Origin of the sequence: Magnetovibrio sp. PR-2 (assembly GCF_036689815.1) — a bacterium.
GTDB lineage: Bacteria > Pseudomonadota > Alphaproteobacteria > Rhodospirillales > Magnetovibrionaceae > Magnetovibrio.
The window spans coordinates 180,666-198,033 of the sequence record NZ_JBAHUR010000002.1; the positions used below are offsets into that span (position 1 = coordinate 180,666).

Consider the following 17,368-nt stretch of genomic DNA (forward strand, 5'->3'; position numbering starts at 1 on the left):
TCGCGTCTGCATTTTTGCCCGGTTTGGGCGCTTTTTTTCTGACAAGATACCAATATGTTCCTGCTTATCGACAACTACGACAGCTTTACCTACAACCTGCTCCACTTTTTAGGCGAATTGGGCGCCGAGGTTGAGGTTCAGCGCAATGACGCCATCACCGCTGACGCTGCCGTGAACGGGGGCTACGACGGCATTGTGCTGTCGCCCGGGCCGTGCGATCCGGATCAAGCCGGAATTTGTCTGGAGGTTGTCGAAAAAGCCCCCGACGATTTGCCGATTTTCGGGGTATGCCTGGGCCATCAGACCATCGGTCAGCACTTCGGTGGCACCGTGACGCGCTCGCCCGCGCCGATGCACGGCAAAATCTCGGACATCACCCACACCAACCGTGGCGTTTTCCAAGGCCTGCCCTCACCGCTGACCTGCACGCGCTATCACTCGCTGATGGTTGCGAAGGAAGGCCTGCCCGATTGCTTGGAAGTCACCGCAGAAAGTGCCGACGGCGTTATTCAGGGCTTAATGCACAAAACCCGGCCCATTTTTGGTGTGCAATTTCACCCCGAAAGCATCGCGTCCGAGCACGGCCACGACATTTTGAAGAACTTTATCGATATCGCGAAGACCCGAAAGGCTGCTTAAGTCATGAACGATACGCCCACCGCTTTGAAACCGTTGCTGAACCATGTGGCCGACGGCAAAACGCTGTCCGCCGCACAAGCCGAAGAGGCGTTCAACATCATCATGTCCGGCGACGCCACCACAGCACAGGTCGCAGGCTTTTTGATGGCTTTGCGCGTGCGCGGCGAAACGGTTGACGAAATCACCGCAGCCGTGAAGGCTATGCGCGACAAGATGCTCACCATCGAAGCCCCCGAAGACGCCATCGATATCGTCGGCACGGGTGGCGATGCGTCGGGAACGTACAACATCTCCACGGCGTCGGCCTTTGTCACCGCCGCCTGCGGCATTCCGGTCGCCAAGCACGGCAACCGCGCGCTCTCAAGCAAATCCGGCATGGCCGACGTTGCCACGGCGTTGGGTGTAGACTTGAATTGCGATATGGAGCTGGTGAAAAAGTCCATCTTCGACGCCAAAATCGGCTTCTTGGTCGCACCGCGTCATCACAGTGCCATGAAATACGTCATGCCCGCACGTGTGGAGATGGGCGTGCGCACGATCTTTAACCTGTTGGGCCCGCTGTCCAACCCCGCAGGCGTCAAACGCCAGCTCACGGGCTCGTTCAGCCGCGATTGGATTGTGCCCATGGCGCAAACCCTGGGCAACTTGGGCTGTGAGAAGACCTGGGTCGTGCATGGGTCTGACGGTTTGGACGAAATCACCACCACGGGCCCGACCTATGTGGCCGCTTGGGAAGACGGAAAAGTCACCGAGTTCGAAATCAGCCCCGAAGACGCAGGCCTGCCGACAGCCAAGCCCGAGGACCTCAAAGGCGGCACGCCGGAAGAAAACGCGGTGGCGCTGAAAGGTGTGCTCAGCGGCGAAGCAGGTGCATATCGCGATTGCGTGCTGTTCAACGTGGCGGCAGCTTTGGTGGTTGCGGGCAAAGCCAGCGACCTCAAAGACGGTGTGGCCCAAGCCGCCAATGCCATCGACAGCGGTAAAGCCCAAGAAACCTTGGATACACTCATCGCCATTACCACCGGAAACGCATAAACAGATGTCTGATATATTAGACGAAATCAACGCCTACAAACGCATCCACATTGAAGGCCGCAAGGAAGTGCGTTCCATCGACGATTTGGAAAACCGCGCCCACATGGCGGCCACGCCGCGCGGTTTCATCGATGCGCTGAAAAAGTCCGTCGCCGAAGGGCGTTACGGCCTGATTGCCGAGGTCAAAAAGGCATCGCCGTCCAAAGGTCTGATCCGGGCGGACTTTCACCCGGCCCAATTGGCCAAAGCCTACCAACGCGCTGGGGCCAGCTGCATTTCCGTTCTGACGGACGAAAAGTATTTCCAAGGTGCGGATTCTTACCTGGTGGACGTCAAGGGGGCGGTGAAAATCCCCGTGCTGCGCAAAGACTTCATGCTCGACCCCTACCAGGTGGTGGAAGCGCGAGCCTATGGTGCAGACTGCATCTTGTTGATCATGGCGTCGCTCAGTGATGATCAAGCCCAAGAACTGGAAGCCACCGCCAGCGAATTTGGCATGGACGTGTTGGTCGAAGTCCACAACGCTGAAGAACTGGAACGCGCTCTTAAGCTCAAGACCGAGTTGATCGGCGTCAACAACCGCAACCTCAAAACCATGGTCACGGACCTCGCCACCACCGAAGAGCTGGCCGCTATGGTCCCCGAAGGCCGTATGTTGGTGTCCGAAAGCGGGCTCAACACGCCTGAAGACTTGGCGCGCATGTCCAAGGTGGGGGCAAACTGCTTCTTGATCGGGGAAAGCTTGATGCGTCAAGACGACGTCGAAGCTGCGACCCGAGCGATCTTGACCAAAGAGGATTAAACCATGGCCGACTTCACCCACTTAGACCAAGACGGCAACGCCCGCATGGTCGACGTTGGCGAGAAATCCCATACCGAGCGCACGGCGACCGCCAAAGGCACCGTTCTCATGGCCGCAGAAACCTTGGCGAAAATTGAGGAACGCGGCTTTAAAAAGGGTGACGTCCTATCCGTCGCTCAACTGGCCGGCATCATGGGGGCTAAGCGCACCCCGGATCTGATCCCGCTGTGCCATCCCCTCATGCTAACGTCCGTGAAAGTCGAACTCACACCCGATTCCAGCCGCAACGCCGTGGATATCGAAGCCACCTGCAAGCTTTCCGGCCAAACCGGGGTGGAGATGGAAGCGCTGACCGCTGTGTCCGTCGCGGCGCTCACGGTCTACGACATGTGCAAAGCGGTGGACAAAGCCATGCACATCACCGACATCCGTTTGGTTCACAAAGCCGGAGGCAAATCCGGCGAGTTTAAAGCTGACTGATTATGGCCCTGATCCCCGTCACCGAAGCCTTAAATACCGTGCTATCGAAAATGCCTGAGATGTGCACGGAGCAAGTCACCCTGCCCGACGCTTTGGGCCGGGTCTTGGCTGAAGACATCACCGCACGCCTGACCCAGCCCTGGGCCGACGTGTGTGCCATGGACGCCTATGCCGTGCGCCAAGACGACGTGACAACTGTACCGTGCGAATTGAAGGTTGTCGGTGAAAGTGCCGCAGGCGGCAGCTATGACGCTGAAGTTAAACCCGGCGAGGCCGTGCGTATTTTTACCGGTGCTCCGGTGCCCCAAGGGGCCGACACCATCATCATTCAAGAAGACGTGGAACGGGACGGCGACACGGTCAAAGTCTTGGAATCCGCGCCTGCGGGCAAGTGGATCCGCCGCGCGGGCATGGACTTCGCCGAAGGCAAAGTGCTGATCGCAGCGCCCAAAATCATGACCGCGCGGGATTTAGGCTTGGCCGCCGCCGCCAATGTGCCCTGGGTCACGGTCTACCGCCAACCCCGCGTCGCCATCATCGCCACAGGCAACGAAGTGGTGATGCCGGGCGATCCGTTGGCTGACAATCAGATCATCAGCTCCAACTCTGTCATGCTCAACGCGTTTGTGCGGGCCTTGGGCGGGATTGCGCTGGATTTGGGCATTGCACGGGACGACGAAGGCTCGCTGACCCGCTTGGTGCAGTCCGCATCCCAAGCCGACATGCTGATCACCATCGGCGGGGCTTCGGTGGGCGATTACGACTTGGTGGGCAAGGTTTTGACCAACGAAGGCATGGACGTGTGCTTCACCAAAGTCGCCATGCAGCCCGGAAAACCTGTGATTTTCGGAACCCTCAACGGCACGCCCGTTCTGGGCATGCCCGGCAACCCGGTGAGTGTGGGCGCAAGCTCCACCGTTTATCTGCGCCCGTGCATGCGGGTGATGCAGGGCCTGCCCGCCGACGAAGGTCCGCTGGAAACCGCAAAGCTCGCCATTGATGCGCCCGAAGGCGGTGCGCGTCAGGAATACATGCGCGCGACTATGGAGATCAACACTGACGGCGAAAAACTGGTCACGCCATTTTCCAAACAAGACAGCTCTTTGCTGGCGAACTTCGCCGCTGCCGATTGCCTCGTCATCCGCGCCCCCCACGCCCCTGCGGCCAAGGCTGGGGAACGGGTTGAGATCATTGCGCTGAACACGGGCCGGATTTCTCTGTAATGGAAATCCGCGAAGAACTGGACCACGAGCGTCAAGGTGTGTTCGCGGTCATGATTGCCACATTCGGCGGGACCGATGAAGCCAAGCTTGTCGAAAGCCTGGATAACGACGGATCGGTGATCTCCTCGCTTGTCGCGGTTGAATACGGCGAAATTGTTGCTCACATCCTGTTTTCTGCGGTCCAAATGGCCTCTGACGACGGTGAGACGCTTTTTCGGGCTGCCGCGCTCTTCCCCCTTTGTGTCGCGCCGACACACCAACGCATGGGCATTGGCTCCGAACTGGTTCGCCAAGGCCTTGAAATTTGTCAGAAAAAAGACGTGGATGCGGTTCTTGCTTTAGGACAAGAGAATTTCTTTGCCCGCCTAGGCTTCAGCACCTGGAAAGCCGAAAATCTGAAAAGTCCGTTTTCTCCCGGTTTTTTATCGATATTGAGCCTAAATCCATCAATTTTAGACGATTTCTCTGGAAAGTTGGTTTTTCCACCTACCTTTGGGTAGATGTCAAAATAAGATCAATCCGCCAGCTCGAAGATCGGTACGGGGCGAAATGGGGACTTATTGAGAAACTGCAGCTCGCGTTTCGACAAATACCGCCCGCCATACATGACGCTGTCCAACTCAACGATACGTTCGGGGTCGGAACGGTTCGCCAATGTGAACGGATATGTGCACTGGATGGTGTCCTTGGTGCGAGCTTCAGGATCGCTTGCGGACGGATAGCTAAACCGAAGCCGCACGCCCCGAATGCCTTCGCTATCCCATTCGCGAAGCTTGTAAACAATCAGTTCGTTGTATTCATCCGTCACCCGCCCGGCAATGGTGGCACAATCGAACGCTTCGGGCGAAAAGTCGTGATCTGCCACGTCACAGGCCACAAGGCCCATGGTGCACAGCCCAATCCATGCAATCCAGTGGTGTTTCATGCCCCCATTATGGGCCATGCTGGGTTGATCTGACAATTAAACGATCACGACCTTCCGTCACATCCAACGTAAAATTCACCACAGAGGACACAGAGCACACAGAGAAGAAGAAAATATAGCTCTGTGCACTCTGTGTCCTCTGTGGTTCAAAAATCGCTTTGTCAGCTTTGCACTGCGCTCGGTTTTGGTCCTGAAGCCCCTTGTTGGATTTCGCGCTTGACGAATCGAAGAGAACTAAAGTAGAACATATGTATGTTTTTGTTTTGTTCCGCAGCGCATGCGTGCCCTGTGGATTTGGGGAGACGACCCATGCTGACCAAGAAGCAACACCAACTGTTGATGCTGATCGACGAACGCTTGCGCGAAACGGGCGTGCCGCCGTCATTTGATGAAATGAAGGATGCGCTGGGCCTGAAGTCCAAATCCGGCATTCACCGCCTGATCAGCGGCTTGGAAGAACGCGGCTTTATCCGTCGCCTGCCCCACAAGGCGCGGGCCTTGGAAATCCTCAAAATGCCGGAAAACGTGGATGCAGGCAGCAAAGCCCCAGCTCCCGAAACCGCTACGCCCGGAAACGTCGTGCGCGGCCAATTCGGCGCAAAACCGACGCCTGCACATTCCGGCAACGGCAATGGCATGGTCGAAGTGCCCATGTTGGGCCGCATTGCCGCGGGCACGCACCTGCACGGCATCGAACAGACTGCGGAATACCTTAACATCCCGCCCGATATGCTGGGCGGTGTGGGGGATCACTTCTGCTTGGAAGTTGACGGCGAATCCATGATCGAAGCTGGCATTCAAGACGGCGATACGGTGATCATCGAAAAAACCGAAAATGCGCGCAATGGCGCCATCGTCGTGGCGCTGGTGGACGGCGAAGAAACCACGCTGAAGTACATTCACTCCAAGGGCGACACGGTGGCCCTGGAACCCGCCAACAAAGATCACGAAACCCGCATTTTTGGGTCCGACCGCGTGCTGGTTCAGGGGCGCTTGGTGGGGTTGTTGAGGAAGTATTGAAGCCAATAGGCGTCCGTGCAAGCAAAGCTATTCCATCCAGATTGCCTGCGCAACGAACAGCCTGGATGGCTTCGTCGCTTTCGCGCCTCGCCATGACGGATACCTGGACAACTTAACCTAATTTTTTAGGTTATGTTATGCGTGCATCTATTTGACTTAGTTTAATTCTTAAACTTCGGCTCGCGCCAAAACATCATCCACAACCTCAAAAAGCTGTTTTGGTGTAAAGGGCTTTTTGAGCGCGGCGTCGGCACCGACGAGCTCGGCTGCTGTGAGGGTTTTCTCGCCCATCATCTCGTCTTTCCAACCGCCCGATACGGCAATAATGCGGATGTTGGGCCAGTTCTTGCGGATCTTTTCGATCACCGCCAGACCGCCCTCACCGGGCATGAAGATGTCCGTGACCAACAGATCGACACCGACGATTTCACGAGACGTCAGAGCCTCTTCCGCCGTCTCGGCTTCGAACACTTCGTGGCGCCCGTCTTCGAACATGCGGCGCATGACTTTGCGCTGAACGGCGCTATCTTCGACGATGAGAACGCGGGTTTTGCTGACCCCGCCCCGGCGTGACAGAAGGTATTCAATACGCTCGCTCAAAGCCTCGATGGTAAACGGCTTTTGCATGATGGCGTCAGCACCAATGTTGCGCGCTTTGAGCAGCGTTTTATCGCGCCCGCCCTCACCTGCACCTGCCGACATGGCGATAACAGGGACCGACGGCCAACGGCTTTTAATCTCGCGGATGCCCTGATAGCCGTCCATACCCGGCATAATGATGTCGGTGATGATCAAATCCACCGTGTGCCCGGCGTATTTTAACGCATCTTCCATGCGCACGGCCTGGACGGTTTGGTAGTTTTGCTTCGACAAACCGCGAGCAATGAACTCGCAGACCGTCGGACTGTCGTCGACAATCAAGATATTTGTAAACTGCAAGAGGCCCCACCCCTATTCACTTTTGCCCCGGTTATGATTTGTTTTGGGGCACTCCCATATGGCCCATCCCCATGGGCCAACTGCATACAGGATGATACGCCTTTCACAAGACCGTCACAATCTTTTATAAGATTTTTCGCATGCAACTTTGAACGCTTCTAAAATTATGGGTTGAGCGTTTCTCGGATAACCCAGGGCCTGTCGCCGCGCGCACCGTTCACCGTCTCAATCCGTGCAACATTTCCCGCTGCGTTAAACCAAATGGCATGGGTGCCTTTTTCAGCCAAATCGTCTTGGCTGATCAAGTGGTTCATCCCTTGGCAGAGATTCAAGGGGGTGTCGACCACGACCACGTCGGCCAGGGCGCAGTCTTCCAGCTGCGCATCTTCCGTTTTGGCGAAGGCCACCACACCACCGCCCAGACGATAGAGACACCCTTGCGCATCGCAAGACACACCCGTCTGTGTGAACGCCATCTCCTGCCACCGATTACCAGTGTCCCCTGCCCCTGCACGACGCTGCCAAATGGCGCGTTCAAATTTTGCCGAACGCAATGTTGAGAACACATATTCCCCGTTATGGTCCACCACAGCCGCCAATTTGCCATCCTGATGGATCAAAACATCCGGCTGTGACGTCCACCCAATAGCCCCGACCAACCCCAGGGCCACCAATGGCGCACCCAATGCACGCACCCGGCCCCGCCAAAGTGCCAGCCACAACGCGCCCAACACCATGAGGCTCAGCCCCCAAACGGGAAAGGCGGGCACCAAGGTGACCGACCCGGGCCAACTGGCGACCTCGTGCGCGGTGGCTAGGACCACATCAATGCCCCAGCCCATGGGCGTCAAAGCCAAGCTTTCCAGGCCAAGCGGCATTAAAACAAAGCCCACAATGGCCCACGGCATGATCCACAGTGCCATGACGGGCACCGCCACAACGTTCGCCGCCAAGCCGAAATCCGCCACCCGGTTAAAGTGGAACGCTGCAAACAGCCCCGTCGCCAGCCCAGCCACTGCGGTCGTTATGGCCACGCCCAAGAGATAGCGCCCCACCCGTCCCCACAAGGTTTGTGCAGGTTTGGCGTACAAGCCGCGCGTGCGCAGAGCTTCGTAGACGGCGACAAGCGCCACCACGGCGGAAAAGGACATTTGGAAGCTCGCCCCCAACACACTTTCCGGCGACAACACCAAAATCACCAACGCCGCCCACATGACCAAGCGCATGGATACGGCTTTGCGTTCAAACAGCACAGCCAGTAACACCAAAGACACCATCATAAAGGCGCGCTGGGTCGGCACCGTAGCCCCAGCCAACAGGGCATAGCCGAACGCCGCTGCAATCGCCCCCACCGCCGCCCACTTTTTGATGGGGAAGCTCAATGCAACAGAAGGCCACAGCGCCAAGGCCCCGCGCAGGGCAAAAAACACCAAACCAGCGATGAGGCCCACATGCAGCCCCGAAATCGCCAACAGGTGCGCCAAGCCGCTTTGGCGCATGTCTTCCATCACACCCTCAGGGATTGTGCCGCGCTGTCCGGTCATCAGCGCCGCCGCGACTTTTCCCGTCGCACCGTCCTCGCTGGCTTGGATGGAACGCGCAAGCTCGAGACGAAACTGATTAAATTTAAAAACCAAGCTATTGATGCCGCGCACCGGTGCACGCCCCACGACTTTGGGCGCACCAAACGAAAAGCCCACCGCACCGATGCCTTGGAAATAGCTGTGGCGTTGGAAATCAAACGCACCGGGCATAGCGGGTGGCGGCGGCGGCGCCAGGTTGGCGCGCATTTCCAACCAATCACCGGGCTGAAAAGGCGGCAGAACCTTCGCGCTGAGACGAATGCGCGCACGTTCAGGCACCAAATCCGGGCTGAGACGCGTGACCGTCAAATGGCTAAGGGTCACGCGTTTGCCGCGTTCCAAATCCTCAATCCGCTCGACCTGTCCTTGAACCGTGACGGGCCCGGTTTCTGCGATCAGCGCGGGCGCGGCCACCCACCAGGTGCGCACCATGGCCAGCACAAGCCCCAGGGAAATCAGAACCAAGGCCAAAAACACCCACGAAACGGCCTTAAAACGAAGGACTGAAATCGCCCAAAAGATGCCCAAGATGACCAAAAGCCCAAACCCAAAGGCGCCAGCAGGCTCAAACGGCAAGGCGAAATAGAGGCCGATTCCCGTCCCCAACAACACAGGCGACCACAAGGCCCAGCGGTGCCTTTCAGCCACCAAAGCCGCAGAAAACTGGGAAATCCCCCACTGATCGATCCTGTGTCTTAGGATTTTAACTATCCTTTTTCAGCCGTTTGACGTATGTATTCGCCAGCTTTTCAAAAAAACATTTCGCTAACGCCGCATCAAATGCTGCAATTGCGAAAACAATGTGCTACACACCTACCCGAATGGTTAGGCACCGTGAATATGTACGCGCATAAGATTACAGCAATTTGGTCCAAACTGATAACCGGGAAAACATGACGGTCGTAACGCGCTTCGCGCCCTCACCTACTGGATTTTTACACATCGGCGGTGCCCGTACCGCGTTGTTCAATTATCTTTATGCTAAACATACCGGCGGCAAATTCCTGCTGCGCATTGAAGACACCGACCGCGAACGCTCCACCCAAGAAGCCTTCGACGCCATTCAAAACGGAATGAAGTGGCTTGGCCTGGATTGGGACGGCGAGCTGGTCTCCCAGTTCCAAAATGCTGAGCGCCACGCCGAAGTTGCCCAAGAGCTTCTGGCCAAGGGCAAAGCCTACAAATGCACCTGCACGCCCGAAGAACTGGCCGAGATGCGCGAAAAGGCGAAGGCCGAGGGCCGCTCGACAGGCTATGACGGGCGCTGCCGCGACAAAGACCATGATCCACAAGACGGCACATATGTCGTGCGCATCAAAGCGCAACACGACGGCGATACGGTGATTGAGGACCTGATCCAGGGCCAAGTCACGGTCTCCAACTCCACCATTGACGATTTTGTCATCCTGCGCACGGATGGCTCACCGACTTATATGTTGGCCGTGGTCGTTGATGACCATGACATGGGCATCACCCATGTGGTGCGCGGAGACGACCACCTGACCAATGCCTTCCGCCAAATGCAAATCTATGACGCATTGGGGTGGGAGCGCCCAGTCTTCGCCCACATGCCCCTGTTGCACGGCGCAGACGGCAAGAAGCTGTCCAAACGCCACGGTGCGCTGGGTGTGGAAGCATACCGCGATATGGGTTTGTTGCCCGAAGCCGTGAACAACTACCTTTTGCGTTTGGGCTGGAGCCACGGCGACGACGAGATCATTTCCCAAGACCAAGCCATCGAATGGTTCGACGTGGTGGACGTGGGCAAAGCCGCGGCACGTTTTGATGCCGACAAGCTGACACACGTCAACGGCCATTATATGCGCGAAGCGGACGATCAGCGTTTGCTCGACCTCATTTGGCCCTTAATCGAAGACAAGCTGGGCGATCACATCGCGCCTCACGGAAAGGCCCATGTGCTTGCGGGCATGAGTAGCTTGAAAGAGCGTGCCAAAACGACTTTGGAACTGGCTGAAAACGCCGCGTTTTATGCGCAGGCGCGTCCGCTGGCTCTCACCGAAAAAGCCGCCAAGCTGGTTTCCGGCGATGGTGCGACGGTGTTGCAAGACATCGTGAACAAACTGAACGATTGTGAAGATTGGCAATCCGCTTCCCTTCAAGATCTCGCTAAAGCCTACGGCGAAAAAGCCGGGCTGAAGCTTGGAAAAGTGGCCCAGCCGCTGCGCGCGGCTCTGACCGGAACCACCGTATCTCCAAGCGTGTTCGAGATTTTGGAAATTTTGGGGAAAGAGGAAAGCCTAGGGCGTTTAACAGACGCCATAAGCGGGGCTGAATAACCATTGCAAGAGGCGCAAAAGTGCCCAAATTGTCAGAGGAACCCCCGTCCCGCCCCGGACGGTATATGATTGGCGAGGAACCATGAGTACGAAAAAAGAAAATACGTTTACATTGACTAATAATGAGACCGGCGACAGTTGGGAGCTGCCCGTTCTCGAAGGCACCGTGGGACCGCGCGTCATCGACGTGCGTCGCTTATACGCCGACACCGGCCACTTCACTTACGACCCGGGCTTTACCTCCACAGGTAGCTGCCAATCCGAAATCACCTACATCGACGGTGATAAAGGTGAGCTGCAATATCGCGGTTATCCGATTGAACAACTGGCCGTTTCTTCCGACTATGTCGAAACCTGCTATCTGTTGATCTACGGCGAACTGCCCAGCGCAGAGGAAAAAGACCGGTTTGAGCACCGTTTGACGTATCACACGATGCTGCACGAACAGATTCACAGCTTCTACGACGGCTTCCGCCGCGACAGCCACCCGATGGCCATCATGGTCGGCGTGGTCGGCGCATTGGCTGCGTTCTATCACGACAGCTTGGACATCTCCGACCCGAAACACCGCTTTGTGGCGTCCACCCGTTTGATCGCCAAGATGCCGACCATCGCAGCCAACGCGTTCCGCTATTCCATCGGCATGCAGTTCGTCTATCCGCGCAACGATCTGAACTACTCTGAGAACTTCTTGTACATGATGTTCTCCAACCCGTGCGAAGAGTACGTCGTGAACCCGGTTCTGGCGCGCGCCATGGACCGTATTTTGATCTTGCACATGGATCACGAACAAAATGCTTCGACCTCGACCGTGCGTTTGGCCGGTTCGTCCGGTGCCAACCCGTTTGCGTGTATTTCCGCAGGCATCGCATCCCTTTGGGGTCCGGCCCACGGCGGTGCGAACGAAGCCGTTCTGAACATGCTCGAAGAAATCGGCTCGGTCGATCGCGTTGACGAATACATCGCCAAAGCCAAAGACAAGGAAGATCCGTTCCGCCTCATGGGCTTCGGTCACCGCGTCTACAAAAACTTCGACCCGCGCGCGACCATTATGCGCGAAACGGCGCACGAGGTTCTCAAAGAGCTGGGTTTGGAAGATGAGCCACTTTTGAAGCTGGCTATGGCCTTGGAAAAAATCGCGCTGGAAGATCCGTACTTCGTCGAGAAGAAACTGTATCCGAACGTCGATTTCTATTCCGGCATCATTTACCGCGCCATGGGGATCCCGACCGAAATGTTCACGGTGTTGTTCGCCGTGGCCCGTACCGTCGGCTGGGTTGCTCAGTGGAACGAAATGATCGAAGATCCGTCGCAAAAGATTGGCCGTCCGCGCCAATTGTTCCAAGGCTCAACGCCGCGCGACTACGTCGATATCAAAGACCGCTAAGCCGGTTTCTCGACTTGAACAAACGGCGGCCCTATCATGGGGCCGCCGTTTTTTGTTTTCCACACAGAACGCGTTGCGAATGTATTATATTTCAGGCATCATTCAAAACGCTGCTGGGCACCCCATTGGATTGAACTAAACGGAACACATTCATGTTGCCGAAACTTCGTCGTTTGCCTATCTCAACAGCGCTCCTCCTTGCTTCCAGCCTATGGCTTGGCGCATGCTCCCAAGAAGAACAAAAGCCGAAAGATATCGGCTTCATGTTAGGTGTAGACGTCTTTACCAACGTCTATAACGGCTTCAAAGACGGCATGACTGAGCGCGGCTATACGGAAGGCCAAACCGTCAATTATTTCTTTGGCTCCGCCAAAAGCAACAAGAAGACCATGGCCAGCATTTGCCGCCAATTCGTGCAGCAAAAAGTCGACTTGGTCGTCACCACCACCAATGGCGGGGCCTTGGCCTGTAAAGAGGCGCTCAAAGGAACTTCGATCCCCATGGTCTTTACCGTGGTCTTGTCTCCGGTGGGCTCCGGTGTTGTGGACGACATGCAATCACCCTCCGGTAACATCACAGGGGTGCGCAACCCGTTGAACGAATTCATCGGCAAAAGACTAGAGTTTCTCAATGCTCTGTCTCCCGAAAGCAAGCGGGTTTGGCTGCCCTATACGCCCAAATACCCCACGACGAAACACTTCCTCGGCCCCCTGCGCAAAACGGCAGAAATGTTCGACTTGACGCTGGTTGAAACCGAAGTCAATTCGACAGGAGACCTTCTGCAAGCCCTGGAACAAAACCCAGAGCCCCCCTTTGACGCCATTTTCATTGCCCCCAATTTGGTGCCTCAATCCAAAGCCGGGTTTGGCGCTCTCAAAAGTTATGCGGATCAACACGGCCTGCCCATTGTCGGCAACACCTTCAAACAAGTCGAACAAGGGGCCTTGTTCAGCTATCACGTCGACAAGTTTCAAGTCGGCAAGCAAGCGGCTTATTTGACAGATCAAATTCTCAGCACCCAGGACCATATAGCCTTCCCGGTCATCAATTCCGAACCCAGCCTGTTTCTCAATATGGAGCTGATCAAAAAGTTAGGGTTACAGCCGTCAGAAACGTTGATGTCTCTCTCCGCAAACGTTGTCGAGTGATCACACATGACAACGCCAAAACGCCAAACCCCTGAGAGTTTGGACAAACCGTCCGGAACCTCCATGAGCAAAAGCCTAGCCTGGACATTTGCGGGGCTCAGCGTCATGGCGATCATTTTGGTCGGTGCGTTTTCAACTTGGAACATCTGGCAAAGTGAACACCGCGCCCAAGAAGCGGATATGTCGTATCGCGCAGAATTGGCGGCCACCCAAGTGCACGAGTTTTTAACGACCCTCCAAGACAGTTTGGACACTGGGGCCGTGTTGGTTCAGGCCTCAACGGATGCGGCGTTTAAACAGCATAACTCCGGCGTATTGGCGCGCTTGATGTCACGACACAAAGGTGTGCGCAGCTTGTCCATCATCAATACGCAAGGTGCCGAAGTTGATAAGATTTCGCGTCTGACCGTCGTTCGCACCTTAAGCGCGACAAAGTGGGCCGACCACAATTTGTTGAGCACAATTCGACGCGGGGACGATTTCATCGGCCTGTTGACCGTATCGAAAGTCACGCATGAACCTATACTGACCTTCGCCGTCCCTATCCGAACCATCTTCAACGACATCCAAGGCGCTTTGATCGCCGAGTTTAATTTACGATTTATGTGGGAGGCTTTGTCCGCACTGGATCTGCGTGACAGCCAAGTCGCTTTTGTGGCCGATGACACAGGCCGGGTTTTGGGACATTCCTTGCTGCATCAGGTTTTGCGTGAAATGCGTCTGAACACAGCCGATATGGCCTTGCTGCAGACCTCTGCCAAAAACAAGGAATTGATTTTGATGCAAGACCCAGATGGCACAACGTCCGTGGCTTACAGCGTCAAAATTTCGCGGATCAATTGGCTGGTGGGTATAAAGATGCCGCTCAACATTGCCCAGGCCAGGATGTATCAAGGCTTAATTCTGTCTGTTATCGTTATTGTCTTGATTGGAACCATCGCAACATTTGCCGCGTTTTACTTTGCGCGGCGCTTCACACAACCGGTGCACGACCTCATCGGTCAATCCGAAGGCATCGCCCGCGGACAGTTTGACCAAGACGCCCTGAAACAAGGGACACATGAAGTTCTGCAACTGTCATATGCCTTGAACAAAATGGCGGCCCAGTTAAAGCAAGCCTTTAGCAGCCTCGAACACGCCAAGACCGAAGCCGAACGCGCCAGTCAGGCAAAGTCCGAGTTTTTAGCCACCGTCAGTCACGAATTGCGCACACCGCTGACCTCCATCAAAGGGGTGACGGGCCTATTGAGCAATGGCACGGTGGGCAACCTTCCGCCCAAAGCACTCAACATGTTGAGCATGGCCGACAAGAGCACGGATCGTTTAACCTTTCTGGTCAACGATATCTTGGACGCTGAAAGAATTCTGTCCGATCGCATGACGTTTACGTTTGGCGACCTCAGTATTGATGCGTTGGTCAACCAAGCCATCAAAGAAAACGCCGGCTATGCTTTGCACTACGGTGTGTCGTTTACGGGTCCGGATCAAACGTGTGGCATAAAGGTTCGCGGTGATTTGGACCGCCTTCATCAGGTGCTGGCCAATCTGATGTCCAATGCCGCAAAGTATGCCTGCACCAATGACAACATCAAAATTGAAGCCCAACAGCTCGAAGACTGGGTCCGTGTCAGCGTCACCGACCATGGTCCCGGCGTGCCGGAAGACTATATTAAAAACCTATTCGAATGGTTCTCCCAGGCCGATAGCAGTGACGAGCGCAAATCCTCCGGCACGGGGTTGGGGTTGTTTATCTCTAAATCCATCATCCAAAGCCATGGTGGACGGATCGGGCTGGAACAAAAGCCCGGCGAATTCACGACCTTCTTTTTTGTGTTGCCCATTGAAAACAAAACGGCGGACTGATCAGCCCGCCGTTTGGTCATTCAAGGTCGTTTTTTTGGACGCCTATTGATCCAACAACCTGCCCATCATTTCCGTCACTTCATCAGCACGCAGGCGTGACGTTTTGTTGGTCGGCGGCAAGGGTTCATCGATGAAGAACTGTGGCAGCTCGTTATCTTCGACCCCAAAGCCTGCGTCTTGATTAAACTGGCGTTCCAACAGCAACGTGTCGCGGCCGATGTCGGCGTAGAAGTTCACCGGCAAGTCCGTCCCCAACGCATCGTTCAGAGCGTCAATCACCATCTGTTGATTGGCGTTGCTGACGGCGCGGCCAAACAGGCAGAGGCCTAAGCTGTCGTTGCTGGCGCACAAGACTTGTAGGTTATAGCTTTCCTGCACCAGTTCTTCGACCGTGTGCTCTGTGCTTGGGAACGTCGGACTGTTGCCCACCGTGTGGTCCGCACCTTGGACCGTGGTCATCATAGAAATTGCCGTGACTTCCGTGACACGCGGATCGTAAGCGCTGAGCGCTTGTTTCTTGATCACAGGCAGACGTTTAAGGCCACGTTTCTCACCGACGATGGCCACACCCTGGGCGAGTTCGCGACCGCGTTCGGTGCCGTCCATCATGTCTTTCATGACTTGGCGCATGAAGTCCACGTCGCCAAACGCACCGTCACCCGCTTCCATCAACACGCCGATCAAAGCACCGGCTTCGATGGTGTCGATGCCCAAATCGTTGCAGTCGTAATTCATATACGCCACATCGTCCGGGTCTTTCAGACCACAGTTGGTGCCCAACAGGCCGATGGTTTCATATTCCAGGGGGGAAACAATCTCTTCCCCCTTTTTGTCGACATAGACGTTGGAGCACTTGATCTGGCAGCCCGGCATACAGGCGTGGGACACATCACCGCCCCGCGCTTTGTTTTGTTCATGAATGGCTTCGCCACCCATGGGGAACGGTGGATCCATGTCAATGGTCGCGGAACCGATCGAAAAGTTGTTAACCGGAAGCGCGCCGATGTGGTTCGTCACGTCGGCAGCCAAGGCCGTGCCCAACGTCGCCAAGCCTTGCGCCTTGGGATCGGCCACGATTTTATCGCCGTAAGACTTCACCGCCATCATCAGCTTTTTTCGCTCATGAAACTGCGGCATTTTGTGCTTGTCTGCGACGATGGCTTTGACCTTTTTCGAGCCCATGACCGCGCCCACGCCACCGCGTGCCGCCAAACGCGACGGACGGTTATCGGTATCGCTAAAGGCAATGCCCGCGATCAAGCCTTGGTACTCACCCACAGGTCCACACAGCGCGATAGAGGTCTTATCGCCATACTTTTCGTGAAGCATGGCGGCGGCTTCCATGTTGCCTTTGCCCATGTAAGGGGATGCATCATCAAAGACGATCTCGCCGTCTTTGGGGATGTAAATCACCACCCAATCGTCCGACGCATCGTTCAGCGTAATGCCGGAAATTTCCAGCTGTCCCATGGCAAAGGCGAAGGTGCCGCCTGCGTTGGATTCTTTAACGCCACCCGTCAGCGGGCTTTTGCAGCCGACGCTCAAACGGTTGGCATTGGAAAAGTTCGTGCCCGCAAAGGGACCGGCTGAGAAAATCAGCGGGTTTGCAGGCGCCAAGGGAGAGGCCTTGGCCGCTCCGCTCTCCAACAGGGTTTTTGCAATCATGTAACGCCCGGCACGGGCCAGCGTTTCACCACTTTGTTCTTCTTTTCGGACCGAACGGGTCTTCAGGTCGATGTGTAAGTAGGTGCGCATTTTCTAAATCTTACTTTTCTTATGTTGCACTGCATTATGATCACGGGACACTGCTTATACCCGACTTTCGCGAAAATTGAAAAGGTTTATTTTACACTTTAACATCACACATTACTTATTAACAACAATAATTATATGGTGATTATTTTTCACTGCGAAAAATTCTCTCTGAGTTGCGATATTGTGGTGCGACACTGGGTCCTCATCGGTATAAAATGCTTTCAAACGTGCAATCACCATTAACGTCCCTCTGCTCATATAGGCCTAAACGT

Annotated in this window: 15 protein-coding genes; 11 read left to right on the forward strand and 4 right to left on the reverse strand. The window is 55.6% G+C overall.

Translation table 11 applies throughout. From position 1 onward, the window contains the following. The first annotated feature begins 54 nt into the window (after positions 1–54). The 6 genes from V5T82_RS03315 to V5T82_RS03340 are packed head-to-tail and all read left to right on the forward strand — an operon-like array spanning position 55 to position 4,679. Positions 55–639 (forward strand): anthranilate synthase component II, encoded by a 585-nt coding sequence (locus tag V5T82_RS03315; RefSeq protein ID WP_332894174.1) that lies wholly within the window; start codon positions 55–57, stop codon positions 637–639. Positions 640–642: 3 nt separating this feature from the next. Beyond that, complete coding sequence (gene trpD, locus V5T82_RS03320; protein WP_332894175.1) at positions 643–1,674, forward strand: anthranilate phosphoribosyltransferase; 1,032 nt, start codon at positions 643–645, stop codon at positions 1,672–1,674. A 4-nt stretch (positions 1,675–1,678) separates the two neighbouring features. Further along, the gene (gene trpC, locus V5T82_RS03325) at positions 1,679–2,476 is read left to right on the forward strand and encodes an indole-3-glycerol phosphate synthase TrpC (RefSeq protein WP_332894176.1); all 798 of its coding nucleotides are present in this window, start codon (positions 1,679–1,681) and stop codon (positions 2,474–2,476) included. Between the two features lie 3 nt (positions 2,477–2,479). Next, the gene (gene moaC, locus V5T82_RS03330) at positions 2,480–2,956 is read left to right on the forward strand and encodes a cyclic pyranopterin monophosphate synthase MoaC (RefSeq protein WP_332894177.1); all 477 of its coding nucleotides are present in this window, start codon (positions 2,480–2,482) and stop codon (positions 2,954–2,956) included. 2 nt (positions 2,957–2,958) lie between these two features. Then, positions 2,959–4,179, forward strand: coding sequence for a molybdopterin molybdotransferase MoeA (locus V5T82_RS03335; protein WP_332894178.1), 1,221 nt, complete (start codon positions 2,959–2,961; stop codon positions 4,177–4,179). Continuing rightward, positions 4,179–4,679: a GNAT family N-acetyltransferase gene (locus V5T82_RS03340; protein ID WP_332894179.1), complete on the forward strand. Its 501-nt coding sequence runs from the start codon at positions 4,179–4,181 to the stop codon at positions 4,677–4,679. The genes V5T82_RS03335 and V5T82_RS03340 overlap by 1 nt, the downstream gene beginning before the upstream one ends. Positions 4,680–4,693: 14 nt before the next feature. Here V5T82_RS03340 and V5T82_RS03345 read toward each other — a convergent pair whose 3' ends face one another. Then, a complete protein-coding gene (locus V5T82_RS03345; protein WP_332894180.1) occupies positions 4,694–5,122 on the reverse strand; it encodes a hypothetical protein in 429 nt (142 codons plus the stop codon). A gap of 291 nt (positions 5,123–5,413) precedes the next feature. Here V5T82_RS03345 and lexA point away from each other — a divergent pair, with 291 nt between their 5' ends. Beyond that, positions 5,414–6,124, forward strand: a complete 711-nt coding sequence (lexA, locus tag V5T82_RS03350) for a transcriptional repressor LexA (protein ID WP_332894181.1) — start codon at positions 5,414–5,416, stop codon at positions 6,122–6,124. 168 nt (positions 6,125–6,292) lie between these two features. Here lexA and V5T82_RS03355 read toward each other — a convergent pair whose 3' ends face one another. Together V5T82_RS03355 and V5T82_RS03360 are read right to left on the reverse strand one after the other, a co-directional pair. Beyond that, positions 6,293–7,063 carry a response regulator gene (locus tag V5T82_RS03355; RefSeq protein ID WP_332894182.1) on the reverse strand — a complete coding sequence of 257 codons (771 nt, stop codon included), beginning with the start codon at positions 7,061–7,063 and terminating at the stop codon, positions 6,293–6,295. Positions 7,064–7,227: 164 nt separating this feature from the next. Then, the gene (locus tag V5T82_RS03360) at positions 7,228–9,294 is read right to left on the reverse strand and encodes a ComEC/Rec2 family competence protein (RefSeq protein WP_332894183.1); all 2,067 of its coding nucleotides are present in this window, start codon (positions 9,292–9,294) and stop codon (positions 7,228–7,230) included. A gap of 245 nt (positions 9,295–9,539) precedes the next feature. Between V5T82_RS03360 and gltX the strand changes: the two genes are divergently transcribed. The 4 genes from gltX (at position 9,540) to V5T82_RS03380 (ending at position 15,341) form a co-directional block, all read left to right on the forward strand. Then, the gene (gene gltX, locus V5T82_RS03365; RefSeq protein ID WP_332894184.1) at positions 9,540–10,943 is read left to right on the forward strand and encodes a glutamate--tRNA ligase; all 1,404 of its coding nucleotides are present in this window, start codon (positions 9,540–9,542) and stop codon (positions 10,941–10,943) included. Positions 10,944–11,025: 82 nt separating this feature from the next. Beyond that, positions 11,026–12,330, forward strand: coding sequence for a citrate synthase (gltA, locus tag V5T82_RS03370; protein ID WP_332894185.1), 1,305 nt, complete (start codon positions 11,026–11,028; stop codon positions 12,328–12,330). A gap of 152 nt (positions 12,331–12,482) precedes the next feature. Continuing rightward, positions 12,483–13,478, forward strand: a complete 996-nt coding sequence (locus V5T82_RS03375; RefSeq protein ID WP_332894186.1) for an ABC transporter substrate-binding protein — start codon at positions 12,483–12,485, stop codon at positions 13,476–13,478. Positions 13,479–13,484: 6 nt separating this feature from the next. Further along, positions 13,485–15,341: a sensor histidine kinase gene (locus V5T82_RS03380; RefSeq protein ID WP_332894187.1), complete on the forward strand. Its 1,857-nt coding sequence runs from the start codon at positions 13,485–13,487 to the stop codon at positions 15,339–15,341. A 42-nt stretch (positions 15,342–15,383) separates the two neighbouring features. On the opposite strand, the gene V5T82_RS03385 is transcribed toward V5T82_RS03380, so the two are convergent. Further along, positions 15,384–17,096: an aldehyde ferredoxin oxidoreductase C-terminal domain-containing protein gene (locus V5T82_RS03385; RefSeq protein ID WP_332894188.1), complete on the reverse strand. Its 1,713-nt coding sequence runs from the start codon at positions 17,094–17,096 to the stop codon at positions 15,384–15,386. Between the last annotated feature and the right edge of the window lie 272 nt (positions 17,097–17,368).